Source organism: Methyloparacoccus murrellii, assembly GCF_054657115.1.
In genome coordinates, this window is sequence record NZ_BAAHXD010000006.1 from 83,331 (window position 1) to 101,801 (window position 18,471).

Here is an 18,471-nt window from a genome sequence, read left to right on the forward strand (position 1 = left end):
CTTTATCCGGCGTTGGCATTTTTCCGCCGGTCAATCGCTTAGGTCATTTTATGGTCTTGGTTTCTGTATCCCTCCGGCTGGCATTTTCCGTTGCCCGGAGCGGGACTTTCGTTCTCCTGCGAAGCCCCTTGACTTGCTTGAATAGGCTTCATATATTCGCTTCCAGGTGGTGGAAAGTGGAAGGCAGTGGTGTGATGTGGGGCAGGGGGGATGTTCCGGGGCGTCAGTTCGATCAATCTCGACGACAAGGGTCGGTTATCCATGCCGGCTCGCTACAGGTCCGAATTGATCGAGTCGTGCGATGGCCAGATTGTCATCACTGTCGGTCTTGACAAGTGCCTTTCTCTTTACCCTTTGCCGGAATTCGAGGAGATCGAGCGCAAGCTGGTGAAGCTGCCGGCCCTGCACAAGAAGGCCAAGCGTTTGCAGCGGCTCATCATTGGGCACGCCACTGAATGCGAGATCGACGCGCAAGGGCGTTTTCTCATACCCGAACCGTTACGTCGTTTCGCAGGATTGGAGCGCAAGGTGACTCTCGTCGGTCAGGGCAACAAGTTCGAGATCTGGGACGAGGATGCCTGGGCCCGGGCCCGGGTCCAGTGGATCGATGAGGAGCAGACCGATGACGAGATGCTCCCGCCGGAGCTGGATTCCCTCTCCCTTTGATGGAAACTAGCCAAGGCCCGAGTCACCGGCCGGTTCTCCTTGCCGAGGTGCTGGCTGCGTTGCAGCTCGATCGTGATGATCGGGTCATCGATTGCACGTTTGGGCGCGGTGGACACAGTCGACGCATCCTCGAATGCCTGGGGCCCGCCGGGAGATTGCTGGCGATAGATCGTGATGAAGACGCGATTCGTTCGCCGGAAGCCATCGCCCTGGCGGGCGATCCGCGTTTTGAACTGGTGCACAGCCGTTTCTCCGATTTGCAGGCTCAGGCCATGCGGCGGGGCTGGGTCGGCAAGGTGTCCGCGGTCCTGATGGATCTTGGCGTGTCCTCGCCGCAACTGGACCAGTCGTTCCGGGGATTCAGCTTTTTGCGGGACGGTCCGCTCGACATGCGCATGGATGGCTCGGAAGGCGAGACGGCTGCCGAGTGGCTGGCCCGGGTTCCCGAGGCACAGCTGGCGGGTGCGCTGTTCGAGTTTGGCGAGGAACGTCACGCCCGCCGCATCGCCCGCGCGATTACCCGGCGGCGGGCCCAGGCGCCGTTGACGACGACGCGGGAGCTGGCGCAGCTCATCGAGGCGGCGGTGCCCGGGCGTGAGCCCGGCAAGCACCCGGCCACGCGCAGTTTCCAGGCGATACGGATAGTCATCAATCAGGAGCTGGCGGAACTGGAGTCGGGGTTGGTGCAGGCGCTTGCCGTGCTGCGACCGGGCGGGCGTCTGGCGGTCATCGCCTTCCACTCGCTGGAGGATCGTATGGTGAAACGCTTCCTGCGCGGCGAGGAGCGAGGTTTTTCTGCCCCCGTGCCCCGGGGGCTGCCGTCTCCCAGCCAGTCGCCGCGGTTGAGACGGCTGGGGCGAGCCATCAAGCCGGGGGCGGAGGAGCTTGAGGCGAATGTCAGGGCGCGCAGCGCCGTATTGAGGGTTGCCGAAAAATTGCAAGCATGAAGTTTTTGCTGGTACTGGTTGTCATTGCGGTGATTTCGGCATTGGGCGTCGTGCATATGAAATACCGCACACGACTGATGTTCTCCGAGGTGCAACGGCTGCAGACGGAGAACGAAGCCTATGACGAGGAAATGGCGCGTCTCCAGTTCGAGCAGAACAAATGGTCCGAAAGAGAGAGGGTCGAGCGTGAGTCGCAGCTGCGCTTGCACATGATCCTGCCGGAGCCGACGGCCATCATATCCATCAGGCCTTGAGCGGGGGGCTGCCATGATCATCATTCGACCGACATCATCCAAGCCTGACAGCGGGGCAAGGTGGCGTGCCTTGTTGGGCATCATGCTGGCCTCGCTGACCATCCTGATCGGCCGGGCCGTCTATCTCCAGGTGCTCGACAAGCAGTTCCTCAAGCACCAGGGCGACTTGCGTCATGTCGGCATCATGCCCATTCTCGCGCATCGCGGGCGTATCACCGACCGCTATGGCGAAACCTTGGCGGTAAGCACGCCGGTCAAGTCCCTCTGGGTGAACCCGAGTGAATTTCTCAAGGCCGATGTTCCGGAGGACAAGCTCAGGGCTGCTGCCGGTTACCTGGGCATCAAGGTCGAGGAGTTCCGGCGCCGCGTCGGCGACGATGACCGTCGCGCATTTGCCTATCTCAAGCGCAAGATGAGCCCGGATCAGGCCGATCAGGTCATGCAGCTGGGCTTGCCGGGCATCTACGTCGATCGGGAATACAAGCGCTACTACCCCACCGGCGAGGTAGCCGCCCATCTGTTGGGGCTGACGAATATCGACGGCAAGGGACAGGAAGGCATGGAGCTGGCCTATGACGGCACCCTGCGCGGCATCGACGGTGTGCGCCGAGCGATCCGTGACGGCAAGCGCCGCATCATCGAGAAGATCGAGGAGATCCGCGCACCGGTCTCGGGTCAGGATCTCCAGCTCAGCATCGATGCGCGATTGCAATATGTCGCCCATCGCGAGCTCAAGAGCGCCGTCAGTCGTCATCGCGCCCGTTCGGGCAGTCTCGTCCTCATGGATGCGCGCACCGGCGAAGTCCTCGCCGTCGCCAACGAGCCCAGCTTCAATCCCAACAGTCGCGGCCGGGTGATGCCCGGCATTTCCCGCAACCGCGCCATCACGGATCTGTTCGAGCCGGGTTCCACCATGAAGCCGATGGCGGTGGCCTGCGCGCTGGAGCTGGGGCTCACGCATCCCCGGGCCATCATCAATACCCAGGGTGGCACGATGTACATCGGCCACAACGTGGTCAAGGATGTCCATAGCTATGGGGTCATGGATGTCACCAAGGTCCTGCAGAAGTCCAGTAATGTCGGTGTCAGCAAGATCGCCCTGAGCGTGCCGCCGCGGAAATTCTGGGCCTTCTACCATAATCTGGGTTTCGGCCAGCCCCTAGAGACCGGCTTTCCCGGCGAGGCGCGCGGTCGGCTTTCCGACTACCATGGCTGGAGCGCCTTCGAGCAGGCGACACTGTCCTTCGGCTACGGCGTTTCCACGTCCGTGTTGCAGCTGACGCGGGCCTATGCATCGATCGCCAACGATGGTGCCATGCCCATGGCCAGCCTGACCCGTCTCGAGGGTGATGTCGAAACGCATCGCATCATGTCGCCCAAGACGGCGGCATCCGTGCGCGCCATGCTGGAAAAGGTCGTCTCCCGGGAAGGTACGGCGATACAGGCGGCTATACCGGGTTATCGGGTGTCCGGCAAGACCGGCACGGTCAAGAAGCTCGGTGCCCGCGGCTACACGACCTCCAAATACATCGGGGTGTTTGCCGGGATGGCGCCCGCCAGCAACCCGCGCCTGGTGATGGTGGTCATGATCGATGAGCCCTCTGCCGGCGAATACTATGGTGGCGTGGTGTCCGCTCCTGTCTTTTCGCGGGTGATGCAGGAGTCGTTGAGAATACTCAACATTGCTCCCGATCAGCCCGACGCGCCCCTGATCGCGGCCCGCACCGACAGCCCGGCATGATCCTGCGGCCGGGTTCGGGTTGTCCCCCCATGGCGATGCCGCTGCGGCAACTGCTGGCCGGCTTGGTCGATCCCGGCGTGGCGGCATCGTGCTCCGTGACCGATCTCCAGCTCGACAGTCGCAGCATTCGGCCCGGCGCCCTGTTCGTGGCGCTCAACGGCCGGCATGCGCATGGCCTCCGGTTTGCACGGCAGGCGATCGACCGGGGCTGCGCGGCCATACTCTACGATCCCGCTGGCGCCGGCTCCCTGGCCGATGCCGTCGCGGGTGAGCTTCCCGTGATCGCCCTGGAAAACCTCGCCAAGCATCTGGGCGGGATCGCCGACGCATATTTCGGCCATCCCTCCGCGGACATGGCGGTGATCGGTATCACCGGAACCAACGGTAAGACCTCGTGCAGCCATTTCCTGGCCGAGGCGCTGGGAGCCTGGCAGAAGGCGGGGGTCGTCGGCACACTGGGCTGGGGGCTGCCGGGGGCATTGAGGGAAACGAGCCACACCACCATGGATGCCATCGAGACCCAGCGGGTTCTGGCGGCAATGGGCGCCGAGGGTTTCCGGGTGGCCGCGATGGAGGCTTCCTCGCATGGTCTGGATCAGGGCCGGCTGAATGGCGTCCGCTTTCGGGGGGCGGTTTTCACCAACCTCTCGCGCGATCATCTGGATTATCACGAAACCATGGAGGCCTATCTCAAGGCCAAGCTGAGGTTGCTGGATGCGCCCGGTCTGGCGTTCGTGGTCTTCAATGCCGACGATCCCATTGCTGCGCCAGTGGTCGATCGCAAGCCGGCGGGCATGCCGTGCATCAGTTTTTGCGCCGCCGGTCGTGACCCAGGGCTTGGGGTTCCGCTCATGACCTACGGCGAGGTCATGCACCGGCCCGACGGGATCGACGTCGAGGTCCAATACCAAGGGTATTCGGCCAGGGTCCGGGCACCGGTTTTCGGCGACTTCAACGCCGTCAATCTCGTCGCGACGCTGGCGGTCCTGGTCTGCCTGGGACATCCCCTGGCGGAGGCCGCCATGGCGCTTTCGCGGGTGCTCCCCGTGCCGGGACGCATGCAGCCCGTTGCCGGCGCCGGCAAGCAGGCGGTCATCGATTACGCCCATACGCCCGATGCGCTGTCGAGCGCACTCTCCACCCTGAAAAAACACTGCCCGGGCCGGCTCTGGGTGGTATTCGGGTGCGGCGGCGATCGCGATCGCGGCAAGCGTGCCCAGATGGGGGCGGTGGCCGAGCAGTGGGCCGATGAGATCGTGCTCACCGACGACAATCCGCGTGGCGAAGACGGCGGCGCTATAATTCGCGAGATTCTTCAGGGGATTGTGCACAAACCGGTCGCGGTGGTCCGCGATCGCCGGGCTGCCATCGAGCAGGCGCTTGCGGCGGCCACCAGCCGTGATCTGGTCCTGGTCGCCGGAAAGGGGCACGAAAGCACCCAGGAAGTCCGGGGTGTGAAATATCCCTTCAGCGATCTTCAGGTGCTTCGGGACGCCCTGAACCCACCGGAACCGGTGTCCTGATGCCGGTCTTGTCGCCCGAGTCATCACATCCACATATATCTGCTGCCGTCATGCCCGAGCGTGCGGCGGGCAGCGGTGCTCGGCACCGCCACCGTTCTGGTGAGCGCCAAACGGAACGCATGAATCAATGTTGCATGGGGGTTGAATGCTGTTAAGTCTGGCCGATTGGCTGACCAATTACCTGGAAGGTTTCCGTGTCTTCAAGTACCTGACCTTTCGGGGCATCCTGGGCATCCTGACCTCCCTGCTGATCTGTTTCATCGTCGGTCCGTCGATGATTCGCCAGCTCAGCAAGTACAAAATCGGCCAGAGCGTGCGCGATGATGGGCCGCAGACGCATTTTTCCAAGGCCGGGACCCCGACCATGGGGGGGGCCCTGATTCTGGTGGCGGTGTCGCTGAGCACGCTCCTGTGGGCGGACCTCGGCAATCGCTATATCTGGGCGACCTTGCTGGTCACGCTCGGCTTCGGGGTGATCGGCTTCATCGACGATTACAAGAAGCTGGTTCTGCGGAACAGCAAGGGATTGGCCGCGCGGCACAAATATCTGTGGCAGTCGGTGATCGGCGTCGCGGCGGCAAGCTTTCTCTATGTGAGCGCCACGGTACCTGCCGAGACCACCTTCATCATTCCCTTTTTCAAGCAGTTTGCCTGGAACATGGGGCTGGCGTATCCCGTGCTGACCTATTTCGTCATCGTCGGCACCAGCAATGCCGTCAACCTGACCGACGGTCTCGACGGCCTTGCCATCATGCCCACGGTGCTGGTGGCCGGTGCCCTGGCCATTTTCGCCTACGTTTCCGGCAACGCCGTGTTCGCCGATTACCTCGGCATCCCCTTCGTGCCGCTGGCGGGTGAACTGGTGGTGTTCTGCGGTGCCCTGGTTGGCGCGGGACTGGGTTTCCTCTGGTTCAACGCCTATCCGGCGATGGTGTTCATGGGCGATGTGGGGGCGCTGGCGCTGGGGGCCGCGCTCGGCATACTGGCGGTACTGGTCCGCCAGGAAGTCGTGCTGGTGGTGATGGGCGGCGTGTTCGTCATCGAAACCCTGTCGGTGATGATTCAGGTGCTGTCCTTCAAGCTGACCGGGCGGCGCGTATTCCGCATGGCGCCGATACACCACCACTTCGAGCTCAAGGGCTGGCCGGAACCCCGGGTCATCGTCCGTTTCTGGATCATCTCGGTGATCCTGGTGCTGTGCGGCCTGGCGACGCTGAAGCTGAGATAGTCCATGGCCACCCTGCAGCAACCCCGTCCCGTCGACCTGGCCACCCAGGGGCTGGCTCGGCTCGGCCTCGACCGGCAGGCCGCCGTCCTGATCGTCGGACTCGGCAAGACCGGGTTTTCGGTGGCAAGGTTTCTGGCCCGGCACGGTATCCGTTTTGCCGTGACCGATACGCGTGCCGATCCGCCCTTCGCGGACCAGTTGCGCGAGTCCCTGCCGGATGCGGCCGTTTTTCTGGGCGCCTTCCAGCCGGCCGCCTTCGAGGCTGCCACCCACCTCATCGTCAGCCCGGGCGTACCCCTGGCATCACCGCTGATCCAGGCCGCGATCCGTCGCGGCGTGCCGGTGCTGGGCGACGTGGACCTGTTCGCCTGCATGGCGCAGGCCCCGGTATTGGCGGTAACCGGCTCCAACGGCAAGAGCACGGTGACCACGCTGCTGGGGCTGATGGCTCAGGCCGACGGGCGCGAGACCCGGGTGGGCGGCAACCTGGGCACGCCGATGCTGGACCTGCTGGATGCCGCCGCGGACCTGTATGTCCTCGAACTGTCCAGTTTCCAGCTGGAGAGCTCGCGGATACTGGAGCCCCTGGCCGCGACCGTGCTCAACCTCAGTCCCGATCACATGGACCGCTATCCCGACCTGGCTGCCTATGCCAAGGCCAAGCAGCACATTTTTCATGGCAACGGCGTCCAGGTCCTGAACCGGGACGATGCCTGCGTGGCGGCCATGGCCGCACCGGAGCGGACAAGCGTCTGGTTCAGCCTGGAGTCGCCGACGGCAGACTATCGTCTGGGGCAGGTGGGAGACGAGGAGTGGTTGCTGGCGCAGGGTCAGGCGCTGATGCCGACCCGCGCCGTCCGGCTGCAAGGTCGCCACAACCTTGCCAATGCCCTGGCGGCGCTGGCATTGGGCGATGCGGCGGGCCTGTCGCGCACCGCCATGTGCCGGGCGCTGGAAACCTTCACCGGCCTCGATCACCGTGCCCAATGGGTGGCCGAGGCGGCGGGCGTTACCTGGATCAACGATTCCAAGGCGACCAATGTCGGCGCCTGCATGGCGGCGCTGGCGGGGATGACCCGGCCGGTGGTGCTGATCGCCGGCGGGGACGGCAAGGGCGCCGATTTCACGGTACTGCGGCCCGTGGTGGCCGACAAGGTCAAGGCGACCGTGCTGATGGGTCGCGACGCCCCGTTGCTGGCGCAGGCGCTTGGCGATATCGCGCCGACGGTGACGGTTGCCAACATGAAGCAGGCGGTGCAGGCCGCGCGCGGCCTGGCTGCGGCTGGCGATGTGGTCTTGCTGGCGCCAGCCTGCGCCAGTCTGGACCAGTACAAGGACTACCAGGAGCGAGGCAGGATGTTCGCCGATGAAGTGAGAGGGTTGAGCGTATGAGTGCCATCCTGTCGACGCCGAGTCGTGGTCTCATCCTGCAATGGCGGGGCAACCGCTTTTATATCGATACGCCACTGCTGCTGACCTCGCTGGCGCTGCTGCTGTTCGGCTACGTGATGGTGGCCTCGGCCTCGCTGCATCTCGGCGACAAGTTCGCCGACGACAGTTTCTATTTTCCGCGCCACCAATTGATCCACATTGCGCTGGGTCTGGTCGTGGGCCTGTGGGCCGCGTCGGTGAAGCTGGAAACCTGGCGCGAGATTTCCCTGCCGCTCTATTTCGTGGGCCTGTTCCTGCTGGTGCTGGTGCTGATCCCCGGTATCGGCAAGGTGGTGAACGGCAGTGCCCGCTGGATCAATCTGCTCGGGGTCCGCATACAGGTTTCCGAAGTTTTCAAGCTGATTGCGGTCATCTACATGGCCAGCTTCATCGATCGGCACATCACGGTGGTGCGCACCTCGGTGCAGGGCATGCTGCGACCGTTCCTGCTGCTCGGTGTCGCGGCGCTGCTGCTGCTGAAGGAGCCGGATTTCGGCGCCACGGCGGTCATCATGTCGGTGGCGCTAGGCATGCTGTTCCTCGCCGGTGCGAGCCTCTGGCAGTTCGGCGCCCTCATCGGCGTCTTCATCGGTGCCGGCGCACTGCTGATCATGACGGCCGAATACCGCTTGCGGCGGGTGCTCAGCTTCCTCGATCCCTGGGATGATCCCCTGAACAGCGATTTCCAGCTCACCCAGGCGCTGATCGCCTTCGGTCGCGGTGAATGGAGCGGCGTCGGCCTTGGTTCCAGCATCCAGAAGCTGTTCTACCTGCCGGAAGCCCATACCGACTTCCTGTTCTCCGTCATCGGCGAGGAACTGGGCTTGATGGGCACGACCTCGGTCATCCTGCTGTTCATGCTCCTTGTCTGGCGGGCCTTCGTGATCGGCCGCCTGGCGGAGACTTCCGGGACCCGTTTCTCGGCGTTTCTGGCCTATGGCATCGGTACCTGGTTTGGCCTGCAGGCATTCATCAACATGGGGGTCAACATGGGGTTGCTGCCGACGAAGGGCCTGACCCTGCCGCTGATGAGCTATGGCGGCGGCAGCATCATGGTTATGTGCGCCGCGCTGGCCATTCTGTTCCGGGTCCGCAGCGAGGCCATCGCGGCAGTCACCGCCAAACCCCGGGTGAAGGCTTCATGGGCCGGCGTGTGATGATCATGGCCGGCGGGACCGGCGGTCATGTCTACCCGGCGCTCGCGGTGGCCGAGATGTTGCGGGCCGATGGGCACGAGGTGGTCTGGATGGGCACCCGCAAGGGACTCGAAGGCCGCGTGGTGCCGGCCGCGGGCTTTCCGGTCGAGTGGCTGTCGGTGGCGGGCGTTCGCGGCAAGGGCCTGGCGGGGCTCATGAAGGCACCATGGATGCTGCTGCGGGCACTGCTCCAGTCCCTCGCCATCCTGCGGCGCGTCCGTCCGCATGTCGTGCTGGGCATGGGCGGCTTCGTTGCCGGTCCCGGCGGCTGGGTCGCCAGCCGCTTGGGCATCCCGCTGGTGATACACGAGCAGAATCGCATACCGGGTACCACCAACCGGCTGCTGGCCCAGCAGGCTGTCGCCGTGCTGGAGGCCTTCCCCGGCAGTTTTCCCCCTGCCATGGCGGCTCGCGCGACCGGCAATCCCCTGCGGCGGGCGATCGCCGAGCTGGCGCAGCAGCTCCGCATGGCCGCGGCCGGGCCGGCGCTGAAGGTGCTGGTGGTCGGTGGCAGCCTGGGGGCGAAGGCGCTGAACGAGAACGTGCCGGCAGCGCTGGCCGGCCTCGGACAGCCCCTGCATATCCGCCACCAGACCGGACAGGCCATGCTGGCCGAGACCCAGGCCCGCTATGCGGAGCTGGGCCTCGATGCCGAGTCCAGCGCTTTCCTGGAGGACATGGCCGCCGCCTACCGCTGGGCGGATCTGGCGATCTGCCGGGCCGGCGCGATGACGGTCAGCGAGCTGGCGGCGGCCGGCCTGCCGGCGATCCTGATTCCCTACCCGCATGCCATTGACGATCACCAGACCGCCAACGCACGCTATCTGGCGGACGCCGGTGCGGCGGTACTGATGCCGCAAACCGAATTGACCTCCGCCGGGCTGACGGAAGTCATCGGCAAGCTGTTGCAGGCGCCCGGGCAATTGGCGCGCATGGCCGAGGCCGCCCGTGCCCAGGCTAGGCCGGAGGCGGCGCGGGAGGTGGCCGACATCTGCCTGGGCTGCGTGCGCGACCGGGCGGCGGAGGATGCCGCATGAGGCCCATCACGGATCGCGGTGGCCATCACGGCATGAGCCGGATACGCCGCATACACTTCATCGGCATCGGCGGTACCGGCATGAGCGGCATCGCCGAGGTGCTGCTCAACCTGGGCTACGAGGTTTCCGGCTCGGATGTCGGCGACAATGCCGCGACCCGTCGCCTGCAATCCCTGGGCGCCCAGGTCTACCGGGGTCATGCGCCGGACCATGTGCAGGGCGTGGAGGTTGTGGTCGTGTCGACCGCCATCGACCGCGGCAATCCGGAGCTGAGCGCGGCGTTGTCGCTGAAGATCCCGGTGATATCCCGTGCCGAGATGCTGTCCGAGCTGATGCGCTTTCGTTATGGCATCGCCGTGGCGGGCACCCACGGCAAGACCACGACGACCAGCCTTGCCGCCAGCGTACTGGCGGAAGCCGGGCTCGACCCCACGTTCGTCATCGGCGGACGGCTGAACAGCGCTGGTACCAATGCCCAGCTGGGGCAGGGCACTTTCCTGGTGGCCGAGGCCGACGAGAGTGATGCGTCGTTTCTGCACCTGCAGCCCATGATCGCGGTGGTCACCAACATTGACCGCGACCACATGGAGACCTATCAGGGGGACTTCGAGCGGCTCAAGCAGACCTTCGTCGAGTTCCTGCACCACGTGCCGTTCTATGGTCTGGCCGTCCTCTGCATCGAGGACCCCGGCGTGCGGGAAATCCTGCCCCAGATCAGCAAGCCGGTGCGAACCTACGGCTTCGATTCCCAGGCCGATCTCTCGGCAGTCGACATACGCCAGCAAGGCATGTGCAGCGTCTTTCGCGTGCACCGGGCGGGGCGTGGCGCGGACTTCGAGGTTCGGCTCAACCTGCCGGGCCGGCACAACATTCTCAATGCGCTGTCCGTGATCGCCGTGGCCGACGAACTCGGCATCGACGAGTCCACCATCCAGCGGGCGCTGAGCCAGTTCAGGGGGATCGGGCGGCGCTTCCAGGTCAATGGCGAACTGCCGCTGGGCGATGGGTCGGTCACGCTGGTGGACGATTACGGCCATCATCCCCGCGAGATCGAGGCCACCCTGGATTCCGCCCGCCAAGCCTATCCGGGGCGGCGTCTGGTGATGGTGTTCCAGCCGCACCGCTATACCCGCACCCGTGACCTGTTCGAGGACTTCGTCACGGTGCTGTCGAAGACCGACCTGCTGATCCTGACCGAGGTCTATGCCGCCGGCGAGAAACCGGTCACCGGTGCCGATGGGCGCTCCCTGTCCAGGGCCATCCGGGTGCGTGGCGAGATCGAGCCGATTTTCCTGGAGCAGCCGGCCGAGCTGGTGGATGTTCTGCCGGGCCTGCTCGAGCCGGGCGATGTGATCCTGACGCTGGGTGCGGGCAGCATCGGCCAGGTCGCGGCGGAGCTGCCGGCACGCTTGCGGCAGACCCTGGCGCGGGGCCGGGCATGAGCTCAGCGGAAGTCTTCGGTGTGGCCGCCACGCCCCGGATTCGCGGTGAACTGCGTTACAACGAGCCGATGGCGGCGCATAACTCCTGGCGTGCCGGCGGCTCCGCCGACCGGTTCTTCATGCCGGCCGATCTCGAGGACCTGGGTGTCTTCCTCGCCGCGCTGCCGCCGGACGAGCCGCTGGTGTGGGTCGGCCTGGGCAGCAACCTGCTGGTACGGGACGGTGGCATCCGTGGCACCGTCATCTGTACCCGCAATCGTCTCAAGGAGATGACGCTGGCTGTCCCGGATACGATCCGGGTGCAGGCGGGTGTACCCTGCGCCCATGTGGCGCGGTTCGGTGCCGAGCACGGGCTGGTGGGTGCCGAGTTCCTGGCCGGGATCCCCGGCACCATGGGCGGAGCGCTGGCGATGAATGCCGGCGCCTTCGGTGGCGAGACCTGGCCGCTGGTGCGGCAGGTGACCACGATTGACCGCCGCGGTTGCTTGTGGCAACGCCCGCCGGAGGATTTCCGGGTCGGCTACCGAAGCGTTCGCGGTCCGGCCGAGGAGTGGTTCGTGGCCTGCGAGCTGGGGTTGCGGATAGGCGACGTCAGTGAGAGCCGCGACAAGATCAGGCGCCTGCTGGCGCGCCGCAGCGAAACCCAGCCGACCCAACTGCCCAGCTGCGGATCGGTCTTCCGCAACCCGTCCGGTGATTTCTCGGCCCGGCTGATCGAGGCCTGTGGCCTCAAGGGATACCGTATCGGCGGTGCCCAGGTTTCCGAAAAGCATGCCAATTTCATTGTCAACATCGATGGCGCCAGCGCAGCCGACATCGAGGCCCTGGTGCTGCATGTGCAGACCGAGGTGCGTAACAGGCAGGGTGTCGAGTTGATGCCGGAGGTAAGGATGGTGGGGATGGCAAAATCAGGAGGGCAGGATGCAGTCCAGAAGAGTTGAGAGCGCGACTGATTTCGGCCGCGTCGCGGTGTTGATGGGCGGCATGGCGGCGGAACGCGAAGTATCCCTGAAGAGCGGCAAGGCCGTCCTGCAGGCGCTGCTCAACCGCGGGGTCGATGCCACGGGACTGGATGTGGGCAGGGACATGGTGGGTCCCCTGCTGCAGGCGTCTCCGGCATTCGACCGGGTCTTCAACATTATCCATGGCCGCGGCGGCGAGGATGGCGTGCTGCAGGGAGCGCTGGAGGCGCTGGGCATGCCCTACACCGGCAGCGGCGTCCTGGCATCGGCGCTCAGCATGGACAAGCTGAGGACCAAGCTGTGCTGGATGGGCGCCGGTCTGCCGACGCCGCGCTGGATGAAGCTGGCCGGCGAGGCGGACCTGGCTGTCTGCGAGGCTACGCTGGGTTTTCCGGTGATCATCAAGCCGGCCGAGGAGGGCTCCAGCATCGGCATGAGCCGGGCCGAGGACAGCGCGGAACTCAGGGCGGCCTGGCGCAATGCGGCCATGTATAATTGCGACGTATTTGCCGAATCTTGGGTCGTGGGCCGGGAATATACCGCTGCCGTGCTGGCGGGCGCCCCGCTGCCGTTGATTCGCCTCGAAACACCGCACGCCTTCTATGACTTCGACGCCAAGTATCGCGCCGAGACGACCCGCTATCACTGCCCCTGCGGGCTTTCCGCCACCGATGAGCAACGCCTGCAGGCACTGGCCGGGGCCGCCTGTGACACCGTGGGTGTCGCGGGCTGGGCGCGTGTCGACCTGATGGTGGACGAGGATGGCCGACCTTGGCTGATCGAGGTCAATACCGTGCCGGGCATGACCGACCATAGCCTGGTGCCCATGGCCGCCCGTGCGACCGGTATCGACTTCGATGAACTGGTCTGGCGCATCCTGGAAACCAGCTGTCGGGAACGCTAGCACCATGGCCAGGTCACGATCCAGATCCCGTCCCCGAAGGCGCCATCATCCTTGGCTCCGTCGAGCCCTGCTGGTGCTGGGGGTGATGGGCGCGGGGGTTGCGCTCTATGTCCAGCGGGAGGCGATCGCCCGCGAAATCGACCGTTGTCTGCCGATCCGCTATGTCCGTTTCGAGGGGGACTTCTCCAATGTCGACCCCGACGAGCTCTGCCGGGGCATCCTTCCGCAAGTAGCTCGAAGCTATTTCGCCGTCGATCTGCAACAGCTGGAACGGACGCTCGCCGATCTTTCCTGGGTGGGGTCGGTGCGCGTGGCCCGTGTCTGGCCCGATACGCTGGTCGTCGAGCTGCGCGAGCAACTGCCGGCCGCGCGCTGGGGGGATGGCAGCCTGATCAGCGACGAGGGCGAGGTCTTCCGCGTGTCATCCCAGACCCAAGGCTTTGACCACCTGCCGCAGTTGTCCGGTCCCCGGGGCCGGGAAGCGGAAACGCTGGCCCTGCTGCGGGCGCTGGGCAGCCAGTTTTCCCCCCAAGGGTTGCAGGTGACCCGGCTGACGCTGAGTGAGCGTCTGGCCCTGACCGTCGAACTGAGCAATGGTCTGAAGATTGCTTATGGTAACCAGGAGCCGGTCAGGGCGACCGAGCACTTCCTGAGCCTGCTGCCCAAGCTCGGCATGCAGCGGTTTGCCGCCCTGCGGACGCTGGATTTGCGCTATCCGCGCGGTTTTGCCGTCACCTGGAAGCCGGTGGCCGGGGAGGACGAGCCCGCCGCGTCGCCGGCGGCTCCCGATGATTCCGGGCAAGACGCCGGCTGATGAACAAACTTTATACCGTCTTGATACAGTTAGACCCAACTATGACAAATGGACGCTTGAGCGATGGCTAAGAAATCCGACCGCAATCTCATCGTCGGACTGGATATCGGCACGTCCAAGGTGGCCTGCATCGTCGGCGAAATCAACCCGGAGGGCGACATCGAGGTTGTCGGCCTGGGCACCCATCCATCGCGGGGTCTTAAGAAAGGGGTCGTGGTCAATCTCGAAACCACGGTCCAGTCGATACAGCGAGCGGTCGACGAGGCCGAGCTGATGGCCGGGTGCCGCATCAATTCCGTGTTTGCCGGCATCGCCGGCAGCCACATCATCAGCATGAATTCGCATGGCATCGTTGCCATCAAAGACAAGGAGGTGACGCAGGGCGATGTCGACCGCGTGATCGACTCGGCCCGGGCCGTCGCGATCCCGGCCGACCAGAAGATCCTGCATATCCTGCCGCAGGAATATGTCATCGATCGCCAGGAGGGGATCAAGGAGCCCGTCGGCATGTCCGGCATCCGCCTCGAGGCGCGGGTACACATCGTAACCGGTGCGGTGAGTGCCGCGCAGAACATCGTCAAGTGCATCCGTCGTTGCGGGCTGGAAGTCGAGGACATCATCCTGGAGCAGCTTGCCTCCAGTGCCGCGGTGCTCACCGATGACGAGAAGGATCTCGGCGTCTGCCTGGTGGATATCGGTGGTGGCACCACGGATATCGCCGTGTTCACCGATGGCGCCATCCGGCATACTGCGGTCATCCCCATCGCCGGCGACCAGGTCACCAACGACATCGCCGTGGCCTTGCGCACGCCGACCCAGTTTGCCGAGGACATCAAGATCAAGCATGCCTGTGCGCTGACGCAGCTGGCGAGTCTTGAGGACGTGATCGAGGTGCCCAGCATCGGTGAGCGGCCCGTACGGCAGATTTCCCGGCTGAATCTGGCCGAGATCGTCGAGCCGCGCTATGAGGAACTGCTGCTGCTGGTGCAGGCCGAACTGCGGCGCAGCGGCTTCGAGGACCTGATCGCCGCGGGTGTCGTGATCAGCGGCGGCAGCGCGCGGGTGGAAGGTCTGGTGGAGCTCGCCGAGGAGATCTTCCACATGCCGGTACGCATCGGCATGCCGCAATCCGTGAGCGGTCTCGGTGAGGTGGTGCGCAACCCGGCCTATGCAACGGGGGCCGGCTTGCTGCTGTTTGGCAAACAGCACCTGCATGGCGAGCACCAGGGCTCGGTGGGGCCCGGCTTCCGGAGCCTGTGGGCGCGCATGAAGAGCTGGTTTACGGGGAATTTTTAAGCGTTGGCAATCAATCAAGGGGGTGGTCCGATGAAATTCGAAATCGTGGATTCCTATAGTCAGAACGCCGTCATCAAGGTGATCGGCGTCGGCGGCGGCGGTGGCAATGCCGTCAACCATATGGTCAACAGCCAGGTCGAGGGTGTGGACTTCATCTGCGCCAACACCGATGCCCAGGCCCTGAAGAGTCTGCAGGCCCGGTCGGTGATCCAGCTGGGCAATGCGCTCACCAAGGGGTTGGGCGCGGGTGCCAACCCGGAGATCGGCCGGCAGGCGGCGCTCGACGATCGTGACCGCATCCTCGAGGTGCTCGGGGGCTCCGACATGGTCTTCATCACCGCCGGCATGGGCGGTGGCACGGGTACCGGCGCGGCGCCGGTGATTGCCGAGATTGCCAAGGAGGCCGGCATTCTGACGGTTGCCGTCGTGACCAAGCCATTCGCGTTCGAAGGCAAAAAGCGTCGCGAAACCGCGGAAAAGGGCATCGACGAACTCAGTCAGTTCGTTGACTCGCTGATCACCATCCCCAATGAAAAGCTGTTGCCGGTGCTGGGGCGCGATGTCAGCCTGATGAGCGCCTTCGCGGCGGCCAACGATGTGCTGCTGGGCGCCGTACAGGGCATTGCCGACCTCATCACCCGTCCCGGTCTCATCAACGTCGATTTCGCCGACGTCCGCACGATCATGCAGGAAATGGGCATGGCCATGATGGGGACCGGCATCGGTCATGGTCCGAGCCGTGCCCGCGAGGCGGCCGAAGCGGCCATCGCCAGCCCGCTGCTGGAGGACATCAACCTGCAGGGCGCCCGCGGCATCCTCGTCAACATCACCGGGGGCATGGACATGGCAATCGGCGAGTTCGACGAGGTGGGCAATGTGGTGCGGGAGTTTGCCTCCGACGATGCGGCCGTGGTCATCGGTACCGTCATCGATCCCGATCTGCATGACGAACTGCGGGTCACCGTTGTCGCCACTGGCCTGTCCTGTGCGCGCCAGACCAGTGAGCCCACCCTCAAGCTGGTGCAGAAAAACACCGGTGAAATCGACTATGGCGAGATGACCCGGCGCCCCGCCGTCGCGCGCAAGCACTCCCAACTGGAACCGCGCGCGGAAGCCAAGAAGGAAAAGGAGATGGACCTCGAATACCTGGATATCCCGGCTTTCCTGCGCCGCCAGGCTGATTGACACCAGGCCGCAGGACGACTCAAGGGCTCGTTCAGATCGAAACGGGCCTCGTGATGCGGGTTAGGTCATTCATGCCCGGCGGGCGGGAGTGGCCTGGCGGCATCGTAACCAGATCAGGAGAATATCGATGATCAGGCAAAGAACGCTCAAGAATGTGATCAAGGCAACGGGAGTGGGCCTGCACACGGGCGAGAAGGTTTACCTCTCGCTGCGTCCCGCTGCTCCCAACACAGGTATCGTCTTTCGCCGGGTGGACTTGCCTGAACCCGTGGATATCGCCGCGACACCGCAGAATGTTGGCGACACCACGCTGTCGACCACCCTGATCCGCGGTGATGTCAAGGTGTCCACGGTGGAGCATCTGTTGTCGGCCCTCGCTGGCCTGGGTATCGACAATGCCTATGTCGATGTCAGCGCGCCGGAGGTGCCTATCATGGATGGCAGCGCCGGTCCCTTCGTGTTCCTGATCCAGTCGGCCGGTGTCGAGGAGCAGAATGCGCCCAAGCGATTCATTCGCATCCGGAAGCCCATCCGGGTGGAAGAGGGTGACAAATGGGCCAGCTTCACCCCCTACGATGGTTTCAAGGTCACCTTCACCATCGACTTCGATCATCCCGCGTTCAGTGACGACGTGCAGACGGCCAGTATCGACTTCTCCTCCACCTCGTTCGTCAAGGAGGTGAGTCGTGCCCGGACCTTCGGCTTCATGCGCGACATCGAGGCGCTACGCAAGCGCAAGCTGGCGCTGGGCGGCAGCATGGACAACGCCATCGTGGTCGACAACTACCGGATCCTGAACGAGGATGGTCTGCGCTATGCCGATGAGTTCGTCAAGCACAAGATCCTCGATGCCATCGGTGACCTCTATCTGCTGGGCCACAGCCTGATCGGCGCTTTCGAAGGCTACAAGTCCGGGCATGGTCTCAACAATCAGTTGCTGCGGCGGCTTCTGACCCAGGTCGATGCCTGGGAGTCCGTGACCTTCGAGGACGAAGCCACGCTGCCGATCTGCTACAGCCGTCTCGCCGTCGCGACCTGAGCGGCGTCATCGCCTTCGCTCCCGAGCACGGGGTATCGTGGCGCCCGCCCGATGCCCCGTGACTTTTCCGGGCCCCGGATTGCCGATGGCGTGCCGTCGCCCTCTGCATCATGCCGGGCTTCAGGTTCGGGACGTGTCCCCGGTCCCGCGCCCCCGCTGCGGGAAACCGGTCTGGCCGCTGCCCTGACGCTCGACCCGGGCGAGCGTTCGCGACAGTCGCAGCAGGGCGGCGCCGATCTCGCTGGTCTCCCTGCCGATGGCGGCCTGGCGGATGGACTCCGGCACCGCTCGCCCGACGCGCGGGAGTCTGCGCCGGTTGTCCGTGATGTCCCGCACTGCTTGCAGGTTGCGCAGGCGGATGTCCTGAATGGGCAGCCCCTCCCGGGCACGCAGCTGATCAAGCAGCGCCGGCAGCTGGAATCGCAGCAGTGTCGCGCTTCCCGGTGAGTCCACCAGCAGGACCAGCGTTCTGCCCCGAATCAGACAGTGCCGGCAGTGGAGCCGCATCGTTGCCGGCAGGCAGGCGTGCACCTGCTCGAGCAGTCGTCCATGCCGATGCGCCTCCGCAACCAGGGATTCGAGCGTGGAGGAGCCGCCAAGAAAGCTGGATAGGGGGCGTGGTTTCCTGGCCATCTGGATTCTGAGGGTTGGCGTGGCGTTGTGATCCGCGCATTGCGGAGGGTATGCGGCAGGAGCGCCAAACCCGGCTCTGCGTCAGGATGCCCCATTTGCGGTATCATCCCCAAGATTTACCGTCCACCGGACTTCTGGGGTCAACCTCAATGCTAGGCAAGCTGGTCAAGATG

17 protein-coding genes are annotated in these 18,471 nt (G+C 64.8%); 16 read left to right on the plus strand and 1 reads right to left on the minus strand.

Annotated elements, in window-relative coordinates:
* Window positions 1–210: 210 nt before the first annotated feature.
* The 16 genes from mraZ (at window position 211) to lpxC (ending at window position 17,665) form a co-directional block, all read left to right on the plus strand.
* The gene (gene mraZ, locus ACYQ1H_RS02985; RefSeq protein ID WP_460026568.1) at window positions 211–666 is read left to right on the plus strand and encodes a division/cell wall cluster transcriptional repressor MraZ; all 456 of its coding nucleotides are present in this window, start codon (window positions 211–213) and stop codon (window positions 664–666) included.
* The gene (rsmH, locus tag ACYQ1H_RS02990) at window positions 666–1,613 is read left to right on the plus strand and encodes a 16S rRNA (cytosine(1402)-N(4))-methyltransferase RsmH (protein ID WP_460026569.1); all 948 of its coding nucleotides are present in this window, start codon (window positions 666–668) and stop codon (window positions 1,611–1,613) included. Before mraZ ends, rsmH begins: the two co-directional genes overlap by 1 nt.
* Window positions 1,610–1,867 carry a cell division protein FtsL gene (gene ftsL / locus ACYQ1H_RS02995; RefSeq protein ID WP_460026570.1) on the plus strand — a complete coding sequence of 86 codons (258 nt, stop codon included), beginning with the start codon at window positions 1,610–1,612 and terminating at the stop codon, window positions 1,865–1,867. The genes rsmH and ftsL overlap by 4 nt, the downstream gene beginning before the upstream one ends.
* Before the next feature lie 70 nt (window positions 1,868–1,937).
* Window positions 1,938–3,608 (plus strand): peptidoglycan D,D-transpeptidase FtsI family protein, encoded by a 1,671-nt coding sequence (locus ACYQ1H_RS03000; RefSeq protein WP_460026571.1) that lies wholly within the window; start codon window positions 1,938–1,940, stop codon window positions 3,606–3,608.
* Window positions 3,609–3,637: 29 nt separating this feature from the next.
* Complete coding sequence (locus tag ACYQ1H_RS03005) at window positions 3,638–5,131, plus strand: UDP-N-acetylmuramoyl-L-alanyl-D-glutamate--2,6-diaminopimelate ligase (RefSeq protein ID WP_460026572.1); 1,494 nt, start codon at window positions 3,638–3,640, stop codon at window positions 5,129–5,131.
* A gap of 145 nt (window positions 5,132–5,276) precedes the next feature.
* Window positions 5,277–6,359: a phospho-N-acetylmuramoyl-pentapeptide-transferase gene (gene mraY, locus ACYQ1H_RS03010; protein WP_460026573.1), complete on the plus strand. Its 1,083-nt coding sequence runs from the start codon at window positions 5,277–5,279 to the stop codon at window positions 6,357–6,359.
* Window positions 6,360–6,362: 3 nt separating this feature from the next.
* Complete coding sequence (gene murD, locus ACYQ1H_RS03015) at window positions 6,363–7,751, plus strand: UDP-N-acetylmuramoyl-L-alanine--D-glutamate ligase (protein WP_460026574.1); 1,389 nt, start codon at window positions 6,363–6,365, stop codon at window positions 7,749–7,751.
* The gene (gene ftsW / locus ACYQ1H_RS03020; protein WP_460026575.1) at window positions 7,748–8,947 is read left to right on the plus strand and encodes a putative lipid II flippase FtsW; all 1,200 of its coding nucleotides are present in this window, start codon (window positions 7,748–7,750) and stop codon (window positions 8,945–8,947) included. Before murD ends, ftsW begins: the two co-directional genes overlap by 4 nt.
* Window positions 8,932–10,023: an undecaprenyldiphospho-muramoylpentapeptide beta-N-acetylglucosaminyltransferase gene (gene murG / locus ACYQ1H_RS03025; RefSeq protein ID WP_460026576.1), complete on the plus strand. Its 1,092-nt coding sequence runs from the start codon at window positions 8,932–8,934 to the stop codon at window positions 10,021–10,023. The genes ftsW and murG overlap by 16 nt, the downstream gene beginning before the upstream one ends.
* Window positions 10,020–11,465, plus strand: coding sequence for a UDP-N-acetylmuramate--L-alanine ligase (gene murC, locus ACYQ1H_RS03030; RefSeq protein WP_460026577.1), 1,446 nt, complete (start codon window positions 10,020–10,022; stop codon window positions 11,463–11,465). Before murG ends, murC begins: the two co-directional genes overlap by 4 nt.
* On the plus strand, window positions 11,462–12,406 hold the full coding sequence (gene murB / locus ACYQ1H_RS03035; RefSeq protein WP_460026578.1) for a UDP-N-acetylmuramate dehydrogenase: 945 nt from the start codon (window positions 11,462–11,464) through the stop codon (window positions 12,404–12,406). The genes murC and murB overlap by 4 nt, the downstream gene beginning before the upstream one ends.
* Window positions 12,387–13,331, plus strand: a complete 945-nt coding sequence (locus tag ACYQ1H_RS03040; RefSeq protein WP_460026579.1) for a D-alanine--D-alanine ligase — start codon at window positions 12,387–12,389, stop codon at window positions 13,329–13,331. Before murB ends, ACYQ1H_RS03040 begins: the two co-directional genes overlap by 20 nt.
* A gap of 73 nt (window positions 13,332–13,404) precedes the next feature.
* Window positions 13,405–14,145: a cell division protein FtsQ/DivIB gene (locus ACYQ1H_RS03045; RefSeq protein ID WP_460026580.1), complete on the plus strand. Its 741-nt coding sequence runs from the start codon at window positions 13,405–13,407 to the stop codon at window positions 14,143–14,145.
* A 63-nt stretch (window positions 14,146–14,208) separates the two neighbouring features.
* Entirely contained in the window at window positions 14,209–15,441 is a 1,233-nt protein-coding gene (gene ftsA, locus ACYQ1H_RS03050) for a cell division protein FtsA (protein WP_460026581.1), read from the plus strand.
* Between the two features lie 30 nt (window positions 15,442–15,471).
* Window positions 15,472–16,626, plus strand: coding sequence for a cell division protein FtsZ (ftsZ, locus tag ACYQ1H_RS03055; protein ID WP_460026582.1), 1,155 nt, complete (start codon window positions 15,472–15,474; stop codon window positions 16,624–16,626).
* A 127-nt stretch (window positions 16,627–16,753) separates the two neighbouring features.
* Window positions 16,754–17,665 carry a UDP-3-O-acyl-N-acetylglucosamine deacetylase gene (gene lpxC / locus ACYQ1H_RS03060; RefSeq protein WP_460026583.1) on the plus strand — a complete coding sequence of 304 codons (912 nt, stop codon included), beginning with the start codon at window positions 16,754–16,756 and terminating at the stop codon, window positions 17,663–17,665.
* Window positions 17,666–17,785: 120 nt separating this feature from the next.
* On the opposite strand, the gene ACYQ1H_RS03065 is transcribed toward lpxC, so the two are convergent.
* Window positions 17,786–18,298 (minus strand): DciA family protein, encoded by a 513-nt coding sequence (locus ACYQ1H_RS03065; protein WP_460026584.1) that lies wholly within the window; start codon window positions 18,296–18,298, stop codon window positions 17,786–17,788.
* Window positions 18,299–18,471 lie beyond the last annotated feature (173 nt).